12 protein-coding genes and 1 pseudogene are annotated in these 16626 nt (G+C 71.0%); 8 read left to right on the top strand and 5 right to left on the bottom strand.

Annotated elements, in window-relative coordinates; genetic code table 11:
* Positions 1 to 81: 81 nt before the first annotated feature.
* Complete coding sequence (locus SALPAC4_RS0116490) at positions 82 to 4782, bottom strand: ATP-dependent helicase (RefSeq protein WP_019871254.1); 4701 nt, start codon at positions 4780 to 4782, stop codon at positions 82 to 84.
* A gap of 174 nt (positions 4783 to 4956) precedes the next feature.
* On the opposite strand from SALPAC4_RS0116490, the gene SALPAC4_RS0116495 reads away from it, so the two are divergent.
* The 5 genes from SALPAC4_RS0116495 (at position 4957) to SALPAC4_RS0116515 (ending at position 10621) form a co-directional block, all read left to right on the top strand.
* Positions 4957 to 5349, top strand: a complete 393-nt coding sequence (locus SALPAC4_RS0116495) for a hypothetical protein (RefSeq protein WP_019871255.1) — start codon at positions 4957 to 4959, stop codon at positions 5347 to 5349.
* Positions 5350 to 5507: 158 nt separating this feature from the next.
* Positions 5508 to 7064 (top strand): M20/M25/M40 family metallo-hydrolase, encoded by a 1557-nt coding sequence (locus tag SALPAC4_RS0116500; protein WP_019871256.1) that lies wholly within the window; start codon positions 5508 to 5510, stop codon positions 7062 to 7064.
* A gap of 178 nt (positions 7065 to 7242) precedes the next feature.
* Positions 7243 to 8613 (top strand): hemolysin family protein, encoded by a 1371-nt coding sequence (locus SALPAC4_RS0116505; RefSeq protein ID WP_019871257.1) that lies wholly within the window; start codon positions 7243 to 7245, stop codon positions 8611 to 8613.
* The gene (locus SALPAC4_RS0116510; RefSeq protein WP_019871258.1) at positions 8610 to 9674 is read left to right on the top strand and encodes a hemolysin family protein; all 1065 of its coding nucleotides are present in this window, start codon (positions 8610 to 8612) and stop codon (positions 9672 to 9674) included. The genes SALPAC4_RS0116505 and SALPAC4_RS0116510 overlap by 4 nt, the downstream gene beginning before the upstream one ends.
* 23 nt (positions 9675 to 9697) lie before the next feature.
* Entirely contained in the window at positions 9698 to 10621 is a 924-nt protein-coding gene (locus SALPAC4_RS0116515; RefSeq protein WP_019871259.1) for a sporulation protein, read from the top strand.
* Between the two features lie 49 nt (positions 10622 to 10670).
* Here the strand turns inward: SALPAC4_RS0116515 and leuE are convergent, their stop codons facing one another.
* Positions 10671 to 11333 carry a leucine efflux protein LeuE gene (gene leuE / locus SALPAC4_RS0116520; protein WP_018732545.1) on the bottom strand — a complete coding sequence of 221 codons (663 nt, stop codon included), beginning with the start codon at positions 11331 to 11333 and terminating at the stop codon, positions 10671 to 10673.
* A gap of 90 nt (positions 11334 to 11423) precedes the next feature.
* Positions 11424 to 12863 (bottom strand): MFS transporter, encoded by a 1440-nt coding sequence (locus SALPAC4_RS0116525; protein ID WP_019871260.1) that lies wholly within the window; start codon positions 12861 to 12863, stop codon positions 11424 to 11426.
* Positions 12864 to 13138: 275 nt separating this feature from the next.
* Between SALPAC4_RS0116525 and SALPAC4_RS0116530 the strand changes: the two genes are divergently transcribed.
* On the top strand, positions 13139 to 14584 hold the full coding sequence (locus SALPAC4_RS0116530) for a glycerophosphodiester phosphodiesterase family protein (protein ID WP_027644695.1): 1446 nt from the start codon (positions 13139 to 13141) through the stop codon (positions 14582 to 14584).
* A 205-nt stretch (positions 14585 to 14789) separates the two neighbouring features.
* On the opposite strand, the gene SALPAC4_RS0116535 is transcribed toward SALPAC4_RS0116530, so the two are convergent.
* The gene (locus SALPAC4_RS0116535; RefSeq protein WP_019871262.1) at positions 14790 to 15005 is read right to left on the bottom strand and encodes a hypothetical protein; all 216 of its coding nucleotides are present in this window, start codon (positions 15003 to 15005) and stop codon (positions 14790 to 14792) included.
* Positions 15005 to 15231: pseudogene (locus SALPAC4_RS0116540) on the bottom strand (hypothetical protein). The gene SALPAC4_RS0116535 and the pseudogene SALPAC4_RS0116540 overlap by 1 nt, the downstream one beginning before the upstream one ends.
* A gap of 213 nt (positions 15232 to 15444) precedes the next feature.
* Between SALPAC4_RS0116540 and SALPAC4_RS0116545 the strand changes: the two are divergent.
* Together SALPAC4_RS0116545 and SALPAC4_RS0116550 are read left to right on the top strand one after the other, a co-directional pair.
* The gene (locus tag SALPAC4_RS0116545) at positions 15445 to 16212 is read left to right on the top strand and encodes a DUF5753 domain-containing protein (RefSeq protein ID WP_018736713.1); all 768 of its coding nucleotides are present in this window, start codon (positions 15445 to 15447) and stop codon (positions 16210 to 16212) included.
* Positions 16203 to 16394, top strand: coding sequence for a DUF397 domain-containing protein (locus SALPAC4_RS0116550; protein ID WP_019871264.1), 192 nt, complete (start codon positions 16203 to 16205; stop codon positions 16392 to 16394). The genes SALPAC4_RS0116545 and SALPAC4_RS0116550 overlap by 10 nt, the downstream gene beginning before the upstream one ends.
* The last annotated feature ends 232 nt before the right edge of the window (positions 16395 to 16626 follow it).

Here is a 16626-nt window from a genome sequence, read left to right on the forward strand (position 1 = left end):
GTCGACCCGGGCACCCGGCGGATAGCCCAGGGCGGCCCGAAATCGGCGGATAGCCCGGGCGCCCCGAAACCGGCGGGACGATCAGGCCCGGAGGCGGAGCCCGCGGGGGGTGGCCCGGAACCCGGCGGCCGTCAACGCCTCGCGCAGCGGTGACGAGCGCACCGCCTCGCCGTCGGCCCGTTCGACGGAGATCGTCCCGAGGGCTCCACCCTGCACGGCGTCGGCGAGCGCCTTGCCGGCGGTCGCCAGCATGTCGCTGTCGTCGGTGAAGGAGAGCAGCGTCCGACCGCCCCGCTCGACGTAGAGGACCAGATCACCGGAGACCAGCACCACCAGGGCGCCGGCCTTGCGGCCGGCTCGGTGTCCGGTCGGGGTGGCACCGCCGTCCCCGGAGTCGACCACCCGTTCCGGCCAGGGCAGCGCCGCGCCGTACGGGTTGGCGGGGTCGGTCGCGGCGAGGACCAGAGCCAGGCCGGCACGGACGCGTCCACCGTCGGCCGAGTCGGCCAGCGCGCGCAGTCGGTCAACCGCCCCGGGTACGGCGAACTGCGCGGCCCCCAGCCCTTCCACGAAATAGCCGCGCCGGGTGGCGCCCCGCTCCTCCAGCGCGGACAGCACCGGGTAGACGGCGGCGAACCCGCCGGGCACCTGCTCCGCCGCGACCGCTCCCCGAGTCACCACGCCGTGCCGTTCCAGCAGTATGTCGGCGAGCGCCGCGGCGCGGCGGGTCGGGTCGGTGTCCCGGTCGGGCAGGCGCGACCAGCGGCCGGCGACGGTGGGTGGGCCGCTGCGTGACGGCAGGGCGACGCGGCCGGGTCGTCGGTAGCGGGTACGGGGTGTGGCCGGGCGGGACCGGTGTGCCCCACGACCGGCCAGCAGGGCCCGCAGCGGGGCGAGAGTGTCGTTGGTCAGGTGACCGGCCCACACCAGATCCCAGACGACGGCGGTGAGCGCGGCGTCGTCGGTGGAGCCCAACCGGTCGGACAGGGCACGGAAGAACAGCGCCTGTCCATCGTTGAGGGCGTCGAGCACCGCGTCGTGCAGCGGGGTACGGGTCAGTGCCGCATCCGGCGGGGGAAGCAGCAGCGGGGCGGTGTCCGCGTACGCGAGCACGACCCAGCCGTCCCCGCCGGAGATCGCCCCGGAACCGGCCCACAGCACCTCGCCGCTGGTGCACAGCTCGTCGAGCTGGGCGGGGGAGTAGTCGGCGATCCGGGCCGGCAGCACCAGTCGCTCCAGGGCGGAGCCGGGCAGGGCCAGCCCCTGCACCTGTTCCAGGGCCGCGGCCACGGCCGGCACTCCTCGCCCAGCCGCACCGACCTGTTGCCAGCGGGGCAGAAAGGTGGCCAGCGCGCGGGGCGGCACCGGCTCGATCTCCCGGCGCAGCGCCGCGAGGGAGCGGCGGCGCAGCATTCGTAGCACCTCGGCGTCGCACCACTGGATGCCGACCGTGTCGGGGGCGAACTCCCCGGCGAGCACCCGGCCGGCGGCGGCGAGCCGGCGCAGCGCCCCCTCGACCACGGCTACTCCGAGCCCGAACCGGGCGGCGCAGGTAGCGGCGGTGAACGGCCCGTGCGTGCGCGCGTAGCGGGCGATGAGGTCACCGAGTGGGTCGGCCACCGGGGCCAGGTACGCCTCGGCCACGCCGCCGGGCAGCGCCACGCCCAGCGCGTCCCGCAGCCGGGCGGCGTCCTCGATTCCCACCCAGCGCTCCTCGCCGGCGATGCGGACCCGCAGCACCCGGCGGTCGGCGACCAGCTCGGTCAACCACTGAGCCGGCGCCCCCCGCTCGGCCAGCTCGGCGCTGCTCAGGTCGCCGACCACCCGCAGCAACTCGACCACGTCCTCGGCGTCGCGGGGTCGGCGCTGTGCGGTGCGCCAGCGCAGCTGGCGTTCGGTTTCGGCGAGGACCGCCGGGTCGAGTAGTTCCCGCAGGTCGACCCGGCCGAGCAGCTCGCCGAGCAGGGCCGAATCCAGGGTGAGGGCGGCGGCCCGCCGTTCGGCGAGGGGAGCGTCCCCCTCGTAGAGGAACGTCCCGATGTAGCCGAAGAGCAGTGACCGCGCGAACGGCGACGGCTGGGCCGTCTCCACCTCGACCAGGCGTACGGTGCGGGCGGCCAGGTCGCGCATCAGCGCGGCGAGCGCGGGCTGGTCGAAGACGTCCTGGAGGCATTCCCGAGCCGCTTCCAGGGTGACCGGGAAGTCCGCGTACTCCCGGGCGACGTCGAGGAGTTGCGCGGCGCGCTGCCGTTGCTGCCAGAGCGGCTGTCGGCGGCGCGGATCGCGACGGGGCAGCAGCAGCGACCGGGCGGCGCACTCGCGGAACCGGGCGGCGAACAACGCCGACGTGCCCACCGACTCCTCGACCAGCTGGGTGATCTCTTCGGGCTCGAAGACGACCGTCTCCGCGCCCGGCGGCTCCGCGGCGGTGTCGGGCAGGCGGACGACGATCCCGTCATCGGCGGGGAGCACCTGGGCGTCTACCCCGTACCGCTCGGTGAGCCGGCGGCCGATGGCCAGCGCCCACGCGGCGTTGACCTGGGCGCCGAGGACACTGTGTACGGCGAGCCGCCAGTCACCCAGCTCGTCGCGGAAGCGCTCGACCACCACGGTCCGGTCGTCCGGCAGGCTACGGGTTGCCGCCTGCTGTTCCCGCAGGTACGCCAGCAGGTTTCCGGCTGCCCACTCGTCCAGGCCCCCGGCGCGCAGCGCGGCTATGGCGGCGTCGTCGTCGGTCCGCAGCAGGGCGCGGAGGCGGGCGCCGATGGCCCGACCCAGCTCCACGGGGCGGCCCGGCTGGTCGCCCTTCCAGAACGGCATCTTGCCCGCCTGGCCTGGGGCGGGGGTTACCAGCACCCGGTCCGGGGTGATGTCCTCGATCCGCCAGGACGATGAGCCGAGGAGGAAGACATCGCCGACCCGCGATTCGTAGACCATCTCCTCGTCCAGTTCGCCGACGCGCGCGGCCCGCTCCGCCCCGGCCAGGAAGACGCCGAACAGACCTCGGTCGGGGATGGTGCCGCCGCTGGTCACCGCGAGCCGCTGGGCACCGGGCCGCCCGGTCAGCAGGTCGGTGGCGCGGTCCCAGACCAGGCGGGGCCGCAGCTCGGCGAAGGCGGTCGACGGGTAGCGGCCGGAGAGCATGTCGAGCACCGCGTGCAGCGCCGAGTCGGGTAGTTCCGCGAAGGGCGCGGACCGGCGGACCAGGTCGGCCAGGTCGTTGACCTGCCACGGCTCGAGTGACACCATCGCCACGATCTGCTGGGCCAGCACGTCGAGGGGGTTGCGGGGGTGGTGCAGCTCTTCGATCGCGCCTTCGGCCATCCGTTCGGCCACCACCGCGCAGGCGAGCAGGTCTCCTCGGTGCTTGGGGAACACCACGCCCCGGGAGACGGCGCCGACCTGGTGTCCGGCGCGGCCGACGCGCTGGAGCCCGGCGGCGACGCTCGGTGGGGCCTCGATCTGCACGACCAGGTCGACCGCGCCCATGTCGATGCCCAGCTCCAGGCTGGAGGTGGCGACCACCGCCGGGAGCTGCCCGGATTTGAGCGACTCCTCGATGTGTTCGCGTTCGGTTCGGGAGACGCTGCCGTGGTGGGCGCGGGCGAGCACCGGCGGCGCTCCGGTCCCCGACCCGGCTTGTGCCATCAGCTCGGCGGGCGGTCGAGGGGCAGGTCCTGGCCCGTCCGGCGTTGCGGCGCCTGGTGTGGTGAGCCCTGGCCCGCCCGGCGTCGCGACGCCCGGTGCTTGGGCGCCGAGCGTCTCGACGCTCGGGGCGTTGCCGGCGAACTCCTCGGCGGCCAGTTCGTTGAGCCGGGCGCAGAGTCGCTCGGCGGAGCGGCGGGAGTTGGTGAAGACGATGGTCGAGCGGTGCGCCCGGATGAGGGCGTAGACCCGCTCCTCCACGGCCGGCCAGATCGACGCGCGGCGGGGGCGGTCGAGGTCGGGCCCGGGCTGCTCCGGCTCGTCGAGGAGGGTCATGTCGGCGACCGGGACCTGGACGCCGACATCGATGGTCTTGGCGGTGGGCGGGGCGACCACGTCAACTGGTCGGGCTCCACCGAGGAAGCGGGCGCAGGCGTCAACCGGCCGGACGGTGGCGGAGAGGCCGATGCGCTGGGCCGCGGTGGGCAGTAGCTCGTCGAGCCGTTCCAGCGACAGCGCGAGGTGGGCTCCGCGCTTGGTGCCGGCCACCGCGTGCACCTCGTCGACGATGACCGTCTGCACGCCCCGGAGTGAGTCGCGGGCGGCGGAGGTGAGCAGGAGAAACAACGACTCCGGGGTGGTGATGAGGACATCCGGCGGGGTCCGGGCGAAGGCGCGGCGCTCGTCGGTGGGGGTGTCGCCGGTGCGCATGCCGACGGTGATCTCGGGCGGGGTCAACCCCAGCCGGGCGGCGGCTTGCCGGATGCCGGTGAGCGGGGTGCGCAGGTTTCGTTCGACATCGACCGCGAGCGCCTTGAGGGGGCTGACGTAGAGCACCCGGCAGCGCTGCCGGGGTTGCGCCGGGGCGGGCTCGCGGGCCAGCCGGTCCAGCGACCAGAGGAACGCGGCCAGGGTCTTGCCGGAGCCGGTGGGGGCCACGACCAGCGCGTTGCGGCCGGCGCCGATGGAGCGCCAGGCCCCCACCTGGGCTGCGGTTGGCGCGGCGAACGCCGCGGCGAACCATTCCCGGGTGGCCGGGCCGAACGCGTCGAGCGCTGTGTTGTCGGTCGGGTGGGGCGCTGCGGTCGCGTCGCTGGCCTCGCCGCTCGTCGACCTGCCGCCCAACTGGTTCGCCACGTCCCCATCGTGCCCCCACGGTCCGACACGTATCCGAAGAGCTGTGGCGTTCTGTCCGTCTAGACGCTAAAAGCATTGAATGTAACTATGAATTGCTTAAGTCTTAGTTAACTGCTTGATTGTGACCCACAACATAAAGTAACTTCCTCGCGATGTAGTGCGAGTGGAGGGCGGATGGCGGTCGAGAAGGCGCCGGCGGTGGTGTCGACGACGAGTAAGCGGGCGGCCCGGGCTGGCACCGATGTGCTGATCCGGAAGGTCGACGGTCATCTCGCCGCCGTCCGCGCCGGCCTGGCCGAGCCCGAGTTGGAACTCGCCGAGCGGCTCGCCCAGGTGCTGCGCGAGCTGGTCGTCTCCACGGCCCGGGCCAGCGCCGCGGACCGGGGTCGGGTGCGCGCGGCCGTGCACTACTTCGTTCTGCGCCGGGAGAGCCGGGGGCGGTTGCTCTCGGTGCGCTCGCTGACCGCCGCCCAGCGGGTCGTCAACCGCGTCGTGCTCGACCTCGGGCGTCCTGACCTGCTGGTCGAGGCGCGTTGGGATTGTCGCCCCGGGAGCCCGCCGCGCTGACTGCCCCGGGGGCCAGTGTCCCGCTGGTTGCCTTCAGGCCGGTTCACGTCTTGCCGTACGGGGAGTGTCAGGGCACGCTGAGATAGCGAAAGCTGTCAATGTAGTCCCGGATGTGCGGTCGTGCCCACCGGTACGGCCCGCCCCGACCCGGAGGACCCATGAGAACCCGTACCCCTCGACCCGTCTGGCCGGCGCTGCTGGCCGTCGTGGCCGTGACAGCGCTGACCGCCACCGCGGCCGCCGCTGCGCCGGTGCACCCCCGCCTCGCGCCGTCCCCGGCTGCCGTTGACGCCCCGGACGTCCCGCTGGCCAACGTGAAGGCCCACCTGACCCAGCTCCAGTCGATCGCCAACGCCAACGGCGGAAACCGGGCGCACGGTCGACCCGGCTACCTGGCCTCGGTGAACTACCTGCGGTCGCAGCTCGACGCGGTCGGCTACACCACCACCGTGCAGTCGTTCACCTACGCCGGTGCGACCGGCTACAACCTGCTCGCCGAATGGCCAACGGGTGACCCGGACGCCGTGGTCCTGACCGGAGCGCACCTGGACGGCGTCACCAGTGGACCGGGCATCAACGACAACGGGTCCGGCTCGGCGGCCATCCTCGAGGTGGCACTGGCCGTGCCGAGCAGCGGCTTCACCCCGGACAAGCGGTTACGGTTCGCCTGGTGGGGCGCGGAGGAGCTGGGTCTGCGCGGTTCCCGTCACTACGTGAACAGCCTGTCGGGCGCGGAGCGCGACCGGATCAAGCAGTATCTCAACTTCGACATGGTGGCTTCGCCGAACGCCGGCTACTTCGTCTACGACGGCGACGACTCCGACGGGGTGGGTGCCGGCCCCGGGCCCGAGGGCTCCGCCGAGATCGAGCAGACCATCCAGGCGTACTACACCTCGATCGGTGTGACGACCCAGGGGACCGACTTCAACGGCCGCAGCGACTACGGGCCGTTCATCGCAGTCGGCATCCCGGCCGGGGGCACGTTCACCGGCGCGGAGGGCATCAAGTCCAGCTCCCAGGCGGCGCTCTGGGGCGGGACGGCGGGACAGGCTTTCGACTCCTGCTACCACCGTTCGTGCGACACCATCGCCAACGTCAACGACACGGCGTTGGACCGCAACGCCGACGCGATCGCGTACACGGTGTGGGAGTTGGCCCAGACGTCCCCGCCGGGGGAGACGGTCTGGAGCGACACCTTCGAGACCGCCACCGGCTGGGTCGTGGACCCGGCCGGCACCGACACCGCCACCACCGGGGCCTGGGAACGCGGCGACCCCGCCACCACCAGCAGTTCCGGGACCACCCTCCAACTCGGCACCACGGTGAGCGGTAGCTTCGACCTGGTCACCGGCGCGGCCGCGGGCAGCAGCGCGGGCAGTCACGACGTCGACGGTGGCGTCACCACGATCCAGTCCCCGGCGGTCAGCTTGCCGTCGACCGGCGCGCTGACCCTCAGCTTCTCCTGGTACCTCGCCCATCTCAGCAACGCCACCAGTGCCGACTACCTGCGGGTCCGGGTGGTGGGCAGCAGCACCGTGACGGCGTTGAACGTCACCGGCGCGGCGAGCAACCGGGCGGGGTCCTGGCAGATAGCCAGCACGGACATATCGGCTCTAAGCGGGCAAACAGTACAAATACTGATCGACGTGGCGGATGCCAGCAACCCGAGCCTGGTGGAGGCCGCCGTCGACGACGTGCGGATCACCCAGAGCTGACCGTGTGCCGGAAGGGTCCGCGTCGCCGTGACCCTTCCGGCACCGCCAGCGTACTTTCAGGTACTCCCGATAAAATGGATGGCATGATCGACTCGTCTGCCCAGGAGGGCAGCAGTAGCGAGCCGGGTTATGCCCGGCTATCCCTGGCCCCGAGATCGACGGGAGCCCTGAAGCTCCCGTGTTGATCGTCGTTGGGCTCCTCTTCATCGTTGTCCTCACCGCAGCCACCGGATACTTCGTGGCACAGGAGTTCGGCTACGTCGCCGTGGATCGGGGCAAGCTCAAGCAGCGTGCCGCCGAAGGTGACAAGGCCTCGGCCCGGGCCCTGGAGGTGACCGGACGGCTGTCGTTCATGCTCTCCGGCGCCCAGCTCGGCATCACGGTCACCGCGCTGCTGGTCGGCTACGTCGCCGAGCCGTATCTCGGCGCTGGCCTGGCTGACCTGCTCGGGTTGTCCGGGATGTCCGACCGGGTCAGCGGGCCGCTGTCCGTCGCCTTCGCGCTGCTCATCGCCACCATCGTGCAGATGGTGCTGGGTGAGCTGGCACCCAAGAACCTCGCTATCGCCCGCCCCGAGGCGCTCGCTCGGGCGCTCGCCGGCTCCACCCTGATCTACCTCAAGGCCGCCGGTCCAGTGATCAAGCTCTTCGACCGGGCGGCCGTCCGGCTGCTCCGCCGGGCGGGTGTGGAGCCCGTTGAGGAGCTGCCCAGCGGGGCGACCCTGGAGGATCTGGAGCAGATCATCGCCGAGTCCCGCGAGGGCGGGCACCTCACCGCGGAGATGTCCACCCTGCTGGACCGCGGGTTGGATTTCCGTCAGCTCACCGCCGGGGAAGCCATGGTGCCCCGGGTCGACGTGCACACCGTCCGCGCCCACGAGCCGGTCAGCCGCGTCGTCGAGCTACTCGAGACCGGCCGTTCCCGGTTTCCCGTCCAGGGGGCCGAGGGTGTTGACGACGTGATTGGTGTGACCGGCATCGCCGATGTGCTCGGTGTGCCGTTGGAGCGCCGAACCACCACCCCGGTCGGTACGGTGTCCGTTCCCCCGCTGCTGGTGCCGGAGACCCTGCCGTTGCCGACGGTGCTGGACCGGCTGCGCTCCAGTCACCGGCAGCTCGCCTGCGTGGTTGACGAGTACGGTGGCTTCGCCGGTGTGATCACCTTGGAGGACATCGCCGAGGAGCTGGTGGGGCCGATCCGAGACGAGGACGATCCGCCGGAGCGGATACCGACCCGGCAGCGCGATGGCTCCTGGGTGGTGCCGGCCCGCTGGCGGATCGACGAGGTCGCCGACAGCACCGGCATCTCGCTGCCCGTGGCCCCGGAGTACGACACGCTCTCCGGGCTGGTCATGCGGGAGCTGGGCCGGGTACCCGAGGTGGGTGACCAACTGGAGGTCGCCCTGCCGGCAGACGGGGATGAGGCGGCGGCCGGCCCCCGGGCGCTGGTTGAGGTGCTCGTGGTCGACCGGCACGTCGCCGACTCGGTCCGGCTGCGCCTGCAGGAGTCGGAAGGCCAGCCGGAAGGTCAGCCGGAGGTGCAGGCATGAGCGTCAGTGTTGCTCTCGCGGCTTCGGTGGTCCTGCTGGCGTTGAATGGGTTCTTCGTCGCCGCCGAGTTCGCTCTCGTGGCGAGCAAGAGCTACCGGCTGGAGCAGGCCGCCGCCGGTGGTGGCCGAGGTGCCCGGGCCGCGTTGGACGGCGTACGCGAACTCTCGCTGATGTTGGCCGGCGCGCAACTGGGCATCACCCTGTGCACGCTGGGGCTCGGTGCGCTGGCCGAACCGGCGATCGAGCGGCTGCTCAGCCCGCTGCTGTATGCCGTGGGCCTGCCCAGCGCGGCGAGCCACGTGATCGCGTTGATCTTCGCGTTGAGCCTGGTGACCTTCCTGCACTTGGTGGTGGGGGAGATGGCGCCGAAGTCGTGGGCGATCACCGACGCGGAGCGGTCGGCGACGTTGTTGGCGCTGCCGTTCCGCGCTTTCGCCCGGGTCGCCCGGCCGGTGCTGTCGGCGCTGAACTCCCTGGCGAACGGCATCCTGCGGCTGGTCAAGGTCCAACCACAGGATCAGCTTGCCCAGGTGCACGGCCCGGAGGAGCTGCGCCTCCTACTGGAGCAGTCCCGCGAGCACGGGCTCCTCGGTGCCGAGCAGCACGAGTTGCTGACCAGCATGCTGCAGTTGCAGGGCACCACCGTGGCGCAGGTGATGGAACCGTTCGACCGGATCGTCACCGTGCGACGGGACGCGGACGCGGGCCAGATCGAGCAGGTCAGCCGCGACAGCGGGCGATCCCGCCTGGCGGTGCTCGACGAGGCCGGTGACGTCTGCGGGCTGGTGCACGTACGGGAGGCGGTTCGGGCCGCGGCCAGCCGTCCGACGGCGACTGCCGAGAAGTTGATGACGACCGCGTTCACCCTGCCCTCGTCCGCCACGGTCACCGAGGCGGTGGCGGCGATGCGGGCCCGGCGTTCTCAGCTGGCGTTGGTCCGCAACGGTGGGGGGCCGACCCGTCCGGTCGGTTTCGTCGCGCTCGAGGACCTGCTGGAGGAGGTCATCGGCGAGTTCGACGACGAGACGGACCAGGTTCCTCGGGGACGGCGGTTGCGCTGATCTGGTCTGGGTAACCGGGGCCGGTGCGGTTGACGGGGGTGTCGGCGGAGTCCGGTCGGACGGGGCTGACCGTCCGGACCGCGCTGGCCAACCCGAGCACCCGCCCCGGCCTCCGGCTGCCGGGGCGGGTGACCGTCAGCGCCGGCCCGGTTGACGTTCCGGTGCTGCATGTCCGGCTCGGCCTGGTCACGTCGGCCGAGCCGGACGACCCGGAGGCCTCCCGGCGGCTGGTGCAGTTCCATCAGGCGGAGATCGCCACCGGGTTCGTCCTGCGCGCCGGGCGGGCCCGCAGTATTCCGTTCTCGTTCCCGATGCCCTGGGAGACCCCGGTAACGGTCGTTGGCGGAGCGCCGCTGCTCAGCCTACGGATGGGGCTGCGTACCGAGGTGGCGATCGAACCCGGGCTGGATCAGGGCGCGATGGTGCCGCTCTTCGTGCACCCGCTGATCGCCCAGGCGCACATCCTCACCACCCTGGACATGCTGGGGTTCAGCCTGCGGCAGGCCGGCTCGGTCGCGGCCCGGTTGCCCGGCGTTGAGCAGCAGCTCTCGCTGCACCAGCGGCTGGGCTACTGGGTGGCGCCGTTGTACGCCGGGCCGATCACCGAACTGGAGGTGATCTTCATCGCGAACTCCGCCGGTCTCGAAGTGCTCCTCTGGTGCGATCGGCGGCTGGCGCTGGCCGGGATCACCCACCAGAGCATCAGTCGGTTTCGGGTCTGGCATGACGGTGCCGAGCGGCAGGACTGGGTGACGACCGTGGATGGGTGGCTGCGGAGCGCGATCAACCGGCACGCGGCGATGGCGGCGCATGCCGACTGGTCGGCGCCGATCAACGAGTCCGCCCATGTGAGCCGACCTCCGGACGCGCCACTGCCGCCGGGATTCGGGCTGGGCGGCACGGCCGGTGGCCCGGGCGTCGGCGGCGGCGGTGGCGACGGCACGTGAGTCGGGGTGGGCCGGCCGCTGGCGACGGCACGTGACCGACCGAGGTGGGTCAGCCGGTGGCGAGTTTCAGACTGAAGCCGAGGAAGAGTGCACCAACCGTCGTCGTCCCGCCCGCGGCCAGGCGGCGGCGTTGGTGGAACTGGGCGGCCAGGAATGTGCCCGCGAAGATCAGTACGGTCAGGAAGAGCGCGCTGATGAGCTGTGCGATGGACCCGAGGAGCAGGAACGACAGCGCCGGCCAGGGGTAGTGCGGGTCAACGAACTGGATGAAGAACGAGACGAAGAAGAGGATCGCCTTCGGGTTGAGCAGGCTGATCACCAGGGCCCGGCGGAACGGGCTGCGTGGTGGGGCGGGATCGCCGGCGTCGAGAAGTCGTGGGGTGGCCGGGTCGTGGCGGGCCCGCCACCGCTGCCAGGCCCCGCGCAGCATTCCCAGGCCCAGGTAGCCCAGGTAGGCGGCGCCGGCATATTTGATCACCAGGAAGAGCGGCGGGTACGCCTGGAGCAGGGACGCCACCCCGGCGGCCGAGAGGATCATCAGGACTCCGTCGCCCACGAACACCGCGCTGGCCGCGCGGTAGCCGGCGGCCACGCCACGGCGGGCGGCGGTGGAGAGTACGAAGAGCGAGTTGGGTCCGGGCAGCATGATGATCGCCACGGTGCCCAGGACGTACGTCCAGATGTCGGTGATCCCCAGCACGCCGGACATCATGCCGGTGCCGACCCCACCGGGGCGAGTCCTTTCCCCGGCGCTGGCCTGTGTCGTTGGCCACCGGCGGCCCGGCGTGGGCGGTGCGAACGGTCAGGCTGCCGAATCGAGTGGATGGCGGCGGCTACCGACGATGTCGGCGAGGTTGGTGAGCAGCGCGGCGGTGACGATGCCGAACTCCACGACGAGTGCGTGGCGCAGGGCGGTTGGCCAGTGTCCGTTGCTGGCCGCGACCGAGCCGAGCAGGGTTGCGCTGATCACCGCCAGCCCGATCGCGGCGCCGACCTGCCGCATGGTCCGGTACATTCCGGCGGCACTGCCGGCGTCTCGCCGGGGCACCTGCGTAAGAGTCAGGGTGTTGTTCGGTGTGATCACGAGGCCGCTACCGACTCCGGCGAGGAGCAGCGGGAACGAGTTCAGGACCGAGAAGGTCGTCCCGGTGACGCTGGTGACGGCGATCATCAGGGCGAGGCTCGCCAGGACGGTGAGCAGTCCGACGGCGATCAGCCGGCGGCCGAGTCGTTCGACGTGCCGGCCGCCGAGCAGCGCGCCCAGCGCGGAACCCACCGCGAATGGCGCAATCGTGAGCCCGGTGTGCAACGGACTGCGGTGGAGACCGTACTGCAGGTGCAGGCTGAAGATCAGCGGCAGCGAGGTGAAGCCGGCGTAGTAGAAGAAACCGAGCAGCAGCCCCAGGCGGTAGGTCCGATGGGTGAGTAGGCGAAAGTCGAAGACCGGCGGGTGTCGGCGCGCAGGGGAGGTCTCCCAGGATCGGAAGGCGACGAGGACGCCGATCCCGGCCGGCAGCAACAGCCACGGCAGCGGCCCCGGCCACTGCTCCCGCTGCAGCGCGGGCAGGATCACCAGCATGATTCCGGTGCCCAACAGCAGCGTGCCGATCAGGTCGGGCCGGTGATCTGTCTCGCCGCTCAGCGGTTTCGCCGGAAACAGCCGCCAGACGAGCACCGCCGCGACGACACCGATCGGGACGTTGCTGAGAAAGACCAACCGCCAGCCGTTCTCCACCCCACCGAGCGCAATGATCAGCCCACCGATCACCGGTCCGATCGCGGTGGCGACGCTGGCCGTGGCACCGAGAAGCCCGAATGGCCGGCCCCGCCGCTCGGGGCGGAACAACTCCTCAACCAGGGCCGTGAGCTGGGGAACGAGGACACCGGCTGCGGCACCCTGCGCGAGTCGGGCGACGACCAGAGCGGTACCGGAGCCGGCCGTTCCGGCGACCGCGCTGGCGCCGGTGAACAACGCGAGGCCGATGAGGAGCGCGTGGCGCCGTCCCCTGGTGTCACCGAGCCGTCCGGCGGGGACGAGCGCGAGCGCGAACATCAGCGAGTAGCCCGAGACGACCCACTGGACAGCGCTGTTGCCGGCGCCGAGCGTGCGTTCGATCGAGGGGAGCATCACGTTGATGACGCTCAGGTCGAAGAAGCTCAGGAAGGAGACGGCCGCCGCGATGGCGATGATCCGCCGTCGTCGGGTGTGCCCGGCTCCGCCTGGGGCGTCCGACCGCGACATCCGCCCCCGCCTGATAGTGAAATGACCGCTTCGTGCTAATCGAAGGTAATGCGGGATATCACCGGAAGCCGGGGATGTAGCTAAAGATCTTGAAGGTCCGGCATCGGCATGTCAGCCCCTGTTCGCCGGGTTGTTACCGCGTGGGCCCGCATTGCGTGGTGGGAGACCAGCAGGATGACGGTGGTCTGCGTTGGCAGTGGTGCGGACCGTTGATCATTCTGGTGTCTACCCGGGAGTTGCTCGTGCGTAGGAAGTGGTTGAGTGGGGCGCTGGCCGTGGTGACGACGGGTGTGTTGGTCGGTGTCGCTCCGACGTCGGCGGGGGCCAGGGTCACGGCCGGGGCCACGCCGATTTCGGGGGCACTCGCCCAGACTGTCGAGTCGGGGCCAGCGCACACCATTGCGCAGGTGCGGGAGCAGTTCCTGCGGCACGGTCCGGGTGCGGAGGTGCTGGTGGTGGCGCACCGTGGGCACTGGCGGGCCGCACCGGAGAATTCGCTGAAGGCGATCCGGTCCGCGGTGAAGGCGGGCGCGCACGTGGTGGAGATCGATGTCCGGCGTACGGCCGATGGTCATCTGGTGTTGATGCATGACAGCACGGTGGACCGGACGACGGACGGTACCGGTGCGGTGTCGGAGTTGACGCTGGCCGAGGTGAGGCAGCTGCGGTTGAAGGTGGGCCTGGGGGGCGACCAGGCGCCGTTGACCGACGAGCGGGTACCGACCCTGGCCGAGGCGATGGCGGTGGTGAAGGGCCGCGCCATGGTCAACCTGGACAAGGCGTGGGACATCCGGGACGAGGCGTACGACGTCCTGGTTGACACCGGCACCCTGGACCACGTCCTGTTCAAGAGTTCCGCGCCGGTCGCGGAGGTGGAGCAGTTCCTCGCCACCGACCCGGAAATCCTCTACGTCCATGTCGTGAAGGAGGAGAACGCCGCCGACCTCGACGGGTTCACCTACCACCAGCCGGAGGCGTTCGAGCTGGTCTTCGACCGGCTCACCGAGCCGCAGATCCAGCCGGCGGTGGTGGCGGCGCTCCGCGAGCGGGCCCGGGTCTGGGTCAACACCCTGTGGTACGGCCTCGCCGCCGGCTACACCGATGAGTCGTCGTTGCGGGATCCGGCGCAGGGCTGGGGTGCGGTGGTGGACCGGCACCAGGCGGACATGATCCAGACGGACAACCCGGAGCAACTGATCAACTGGTTGGCCAGTCGGGACCGGGAGCACGGTGGTCAGGGGCAGTGGCCCTCGTTGCCGAAGGAGTCGGTGCGGGTGCAGGCCGAGGACTACTCGCTGGAGGGTAAGGGGATCGGCTACCACGACCTGGACGACGAGAATCGGGGTGGCACGGCGGCTCGCCAGTACGAGGGCGTGGACGTCTGCGACAACAATGCGGCGATCGTGATGTGTTGGATCCGCGGTGGTGAGTGGGTCAAGTACACCGTTGAGGTGCCGAAGTCCGGCACCTACCGGGTGAGCGCCCGGATGTCGTCGCCGTACTTCCCGGCGGGGCGGTTCTCGATGACCTTCGACGGTCAGTCGACGACCGGCCCGGTGGATGTGGCGGGCACGACCTCACACGATGCCTTCGAACTGCAGGAGATCGAGGGGACCCACTACCTGCGTCGGGGTACGCACGAGTTTGAGGTGCGGATGGACGAGGACGCCTACCAGAACTTCAACATCGACTATTTCCAGTTCGACCGCGTCAAGCAGTGACCCGCTGACTGTCGTAGCTCAGCTTTCGAAGGCGAGTGGCCATCCTGGTCTGTTCCGGGGTGGCCCCTCGCCTTCGCCGTTTCAGAACTTCAAGCTCGACTATCTCCAGTTCGACCGCGTGGGCTGGTGGCAGCCACCGGGCGCATCGGTAGGTGCGGCCGGTCAGCGGCCGGATCGACCGGACGCGGGGGCCTCGGGCTGGTCGTCATCGCAGCGCCCGGAGCACGATGGCGGCCACGATGATCATCAGGATGAGCGCCGCGATCAGCTGGTGCCGGGTGGTGGCGGACGGCGGGGGAGTGGTCGGTGTGCTCGGCTGCACCCGGTCGCCGTCGGGCAGCGGCGGCGATCCGTGCGGGTCACGGTACGCGCGCCGGTCAGCGCGCGCCGGCTGGTCGGTGGGCGGGTTGTCGTCGGCCATCACAGTCTCCGTAGCCCCGCGAGCACCGCGGCGAGGAGGTCGGCACCGGGAACGGTGTGGACGACACGGGCCCGGCCGACCACCCGCCCCCCGGAGAGCAGCCGCTCCAGCTCCGCGCCGGAGACAGTCACTGCGTGGTCCGGGTCGATCGCGCCGGCGAGCGCGGCGCGGCGCAGCGCTTCCGTCGCGGTAGGGGTGGTGGTGGCGCGGTGGTGGTCGTTGGCACGGCTCGCCTCCCGGGTGTGGTGGTTGGTGGTTGTGGAACGGACCGCCCCATCACCCCCCTCCCGGTGGTGGGGCGGCCCGGCAGCGCCTCCGGCGGGTCGGGCCCTCCACCGGCTCACGCCGTCTACGGGCAGTTTTCCGACAGTTGTGGGGCGAACACACCGCGTAGTACTAGGTTTTTGGGACGTCTGGAACGTTTAGGGGAGGTTGAAGCATGAACCACGCAGTCATCGCGGCGATGGCGGAGGCGGGTGAGACCGCCGAGAGCCTCGCAGCTCAGATCGGTGTGGATCCGAAGACGGCCGCGAAATGGGCGAGCCGTGGACGGATTCCCCAGACCCGACACCGCGCGAAGGTGGCCGCGATCCTCAAGCGGGAGGTGGAGGACCTGTGGCCGGACGCGGTGCGGCGGCGCGAGCCGGCGTGGTTCCGCCCGTGGGCCGATATTGAACGTGAGGCGGTGTCGCTCCGCGCGTTTCAACTTGCGTGGGTGCCGGGCCTGCTGCAGACCGCGGCGTACGCGCGGGCGACCCTCGCCGGTGAGGCGCTCAGCCCCGACACGGTCGAGGAGTTGGTCGACGTGCGGATCAAGCGGCAGGCAATCCTGCGTCGGGACCGGGCGCCGATGTTCATCGCGGTGCTGGACGAGCTGATCCTCCGCCGGTCCGCCTACGGCGACCGCGCGTTGATGCGGGAGCAGTGCGAGCAGCTGGCGGCTTCCGCGGAGTTACCGAACGTGTCGATCCATGTCGTGCCGCTCTCGGCCGGTATGCACCCTGGTCTCGGCGGTCCGTTCACCCTCGCCGAGTTGGAGAAGGGCACAGTGGTGGCCCATGTGGACAGCCAGGCGAAGGCGCAACTGGTCGATGGCGTCACGGATATTGCTACGCTGAGTCGACGGTGGGAACGCATCCGTGGGGAGGCCCTCTCCCGGGCGCAGTCCCGAGACCTGCTCAGGGAAGCGGCAAGTTCATGGACCTGATCGGCGCGCAGTGGCGCAAGAGCAGTAAGAGCGGCAACAACGGCGGCGACTGCGTCGAGGTCGCCGGTAACCTTCCCGGCGTCGTGGGGGTCCGGGACTCCAAGGATCCGGCTGGGCCGGCGTTGCTCTTCGGCCCGGCGGCGTGGCGGGCGTTCGTCGCCCAACTCCCCGGACAGCCCTGACCTCACCCACGGGCAGCCCCGACCACTCCGTAACCACTGAACCCCCAACCCGGCCGGTTGCCAGGTTGGGGGCTCAGCGCGTTGCTAGGTGCCGTCAGGTGGTGGTGCTGCTAGGTGGTGGTGTCGAAGGTGCTCCAGCCCTGGCCGATTTGTTGGGCTGAGCTGTAGGGGGTGCCGTTGTCGCGTTCGATGTTGTTGGGGTAGGGCCAGAGGGTTCCATCGGTTTGCGGGC

This window comes from Salinispora oceanensis (assembly GCF_000383575.1).
GTDB classification, from domain to species: domain Bacteria; phylum Actinomycetota; class Actinomycetes; order Mycobacteriales; family Micromonosporaceae; genus Micromonospora; species Micromonospora oceanensis.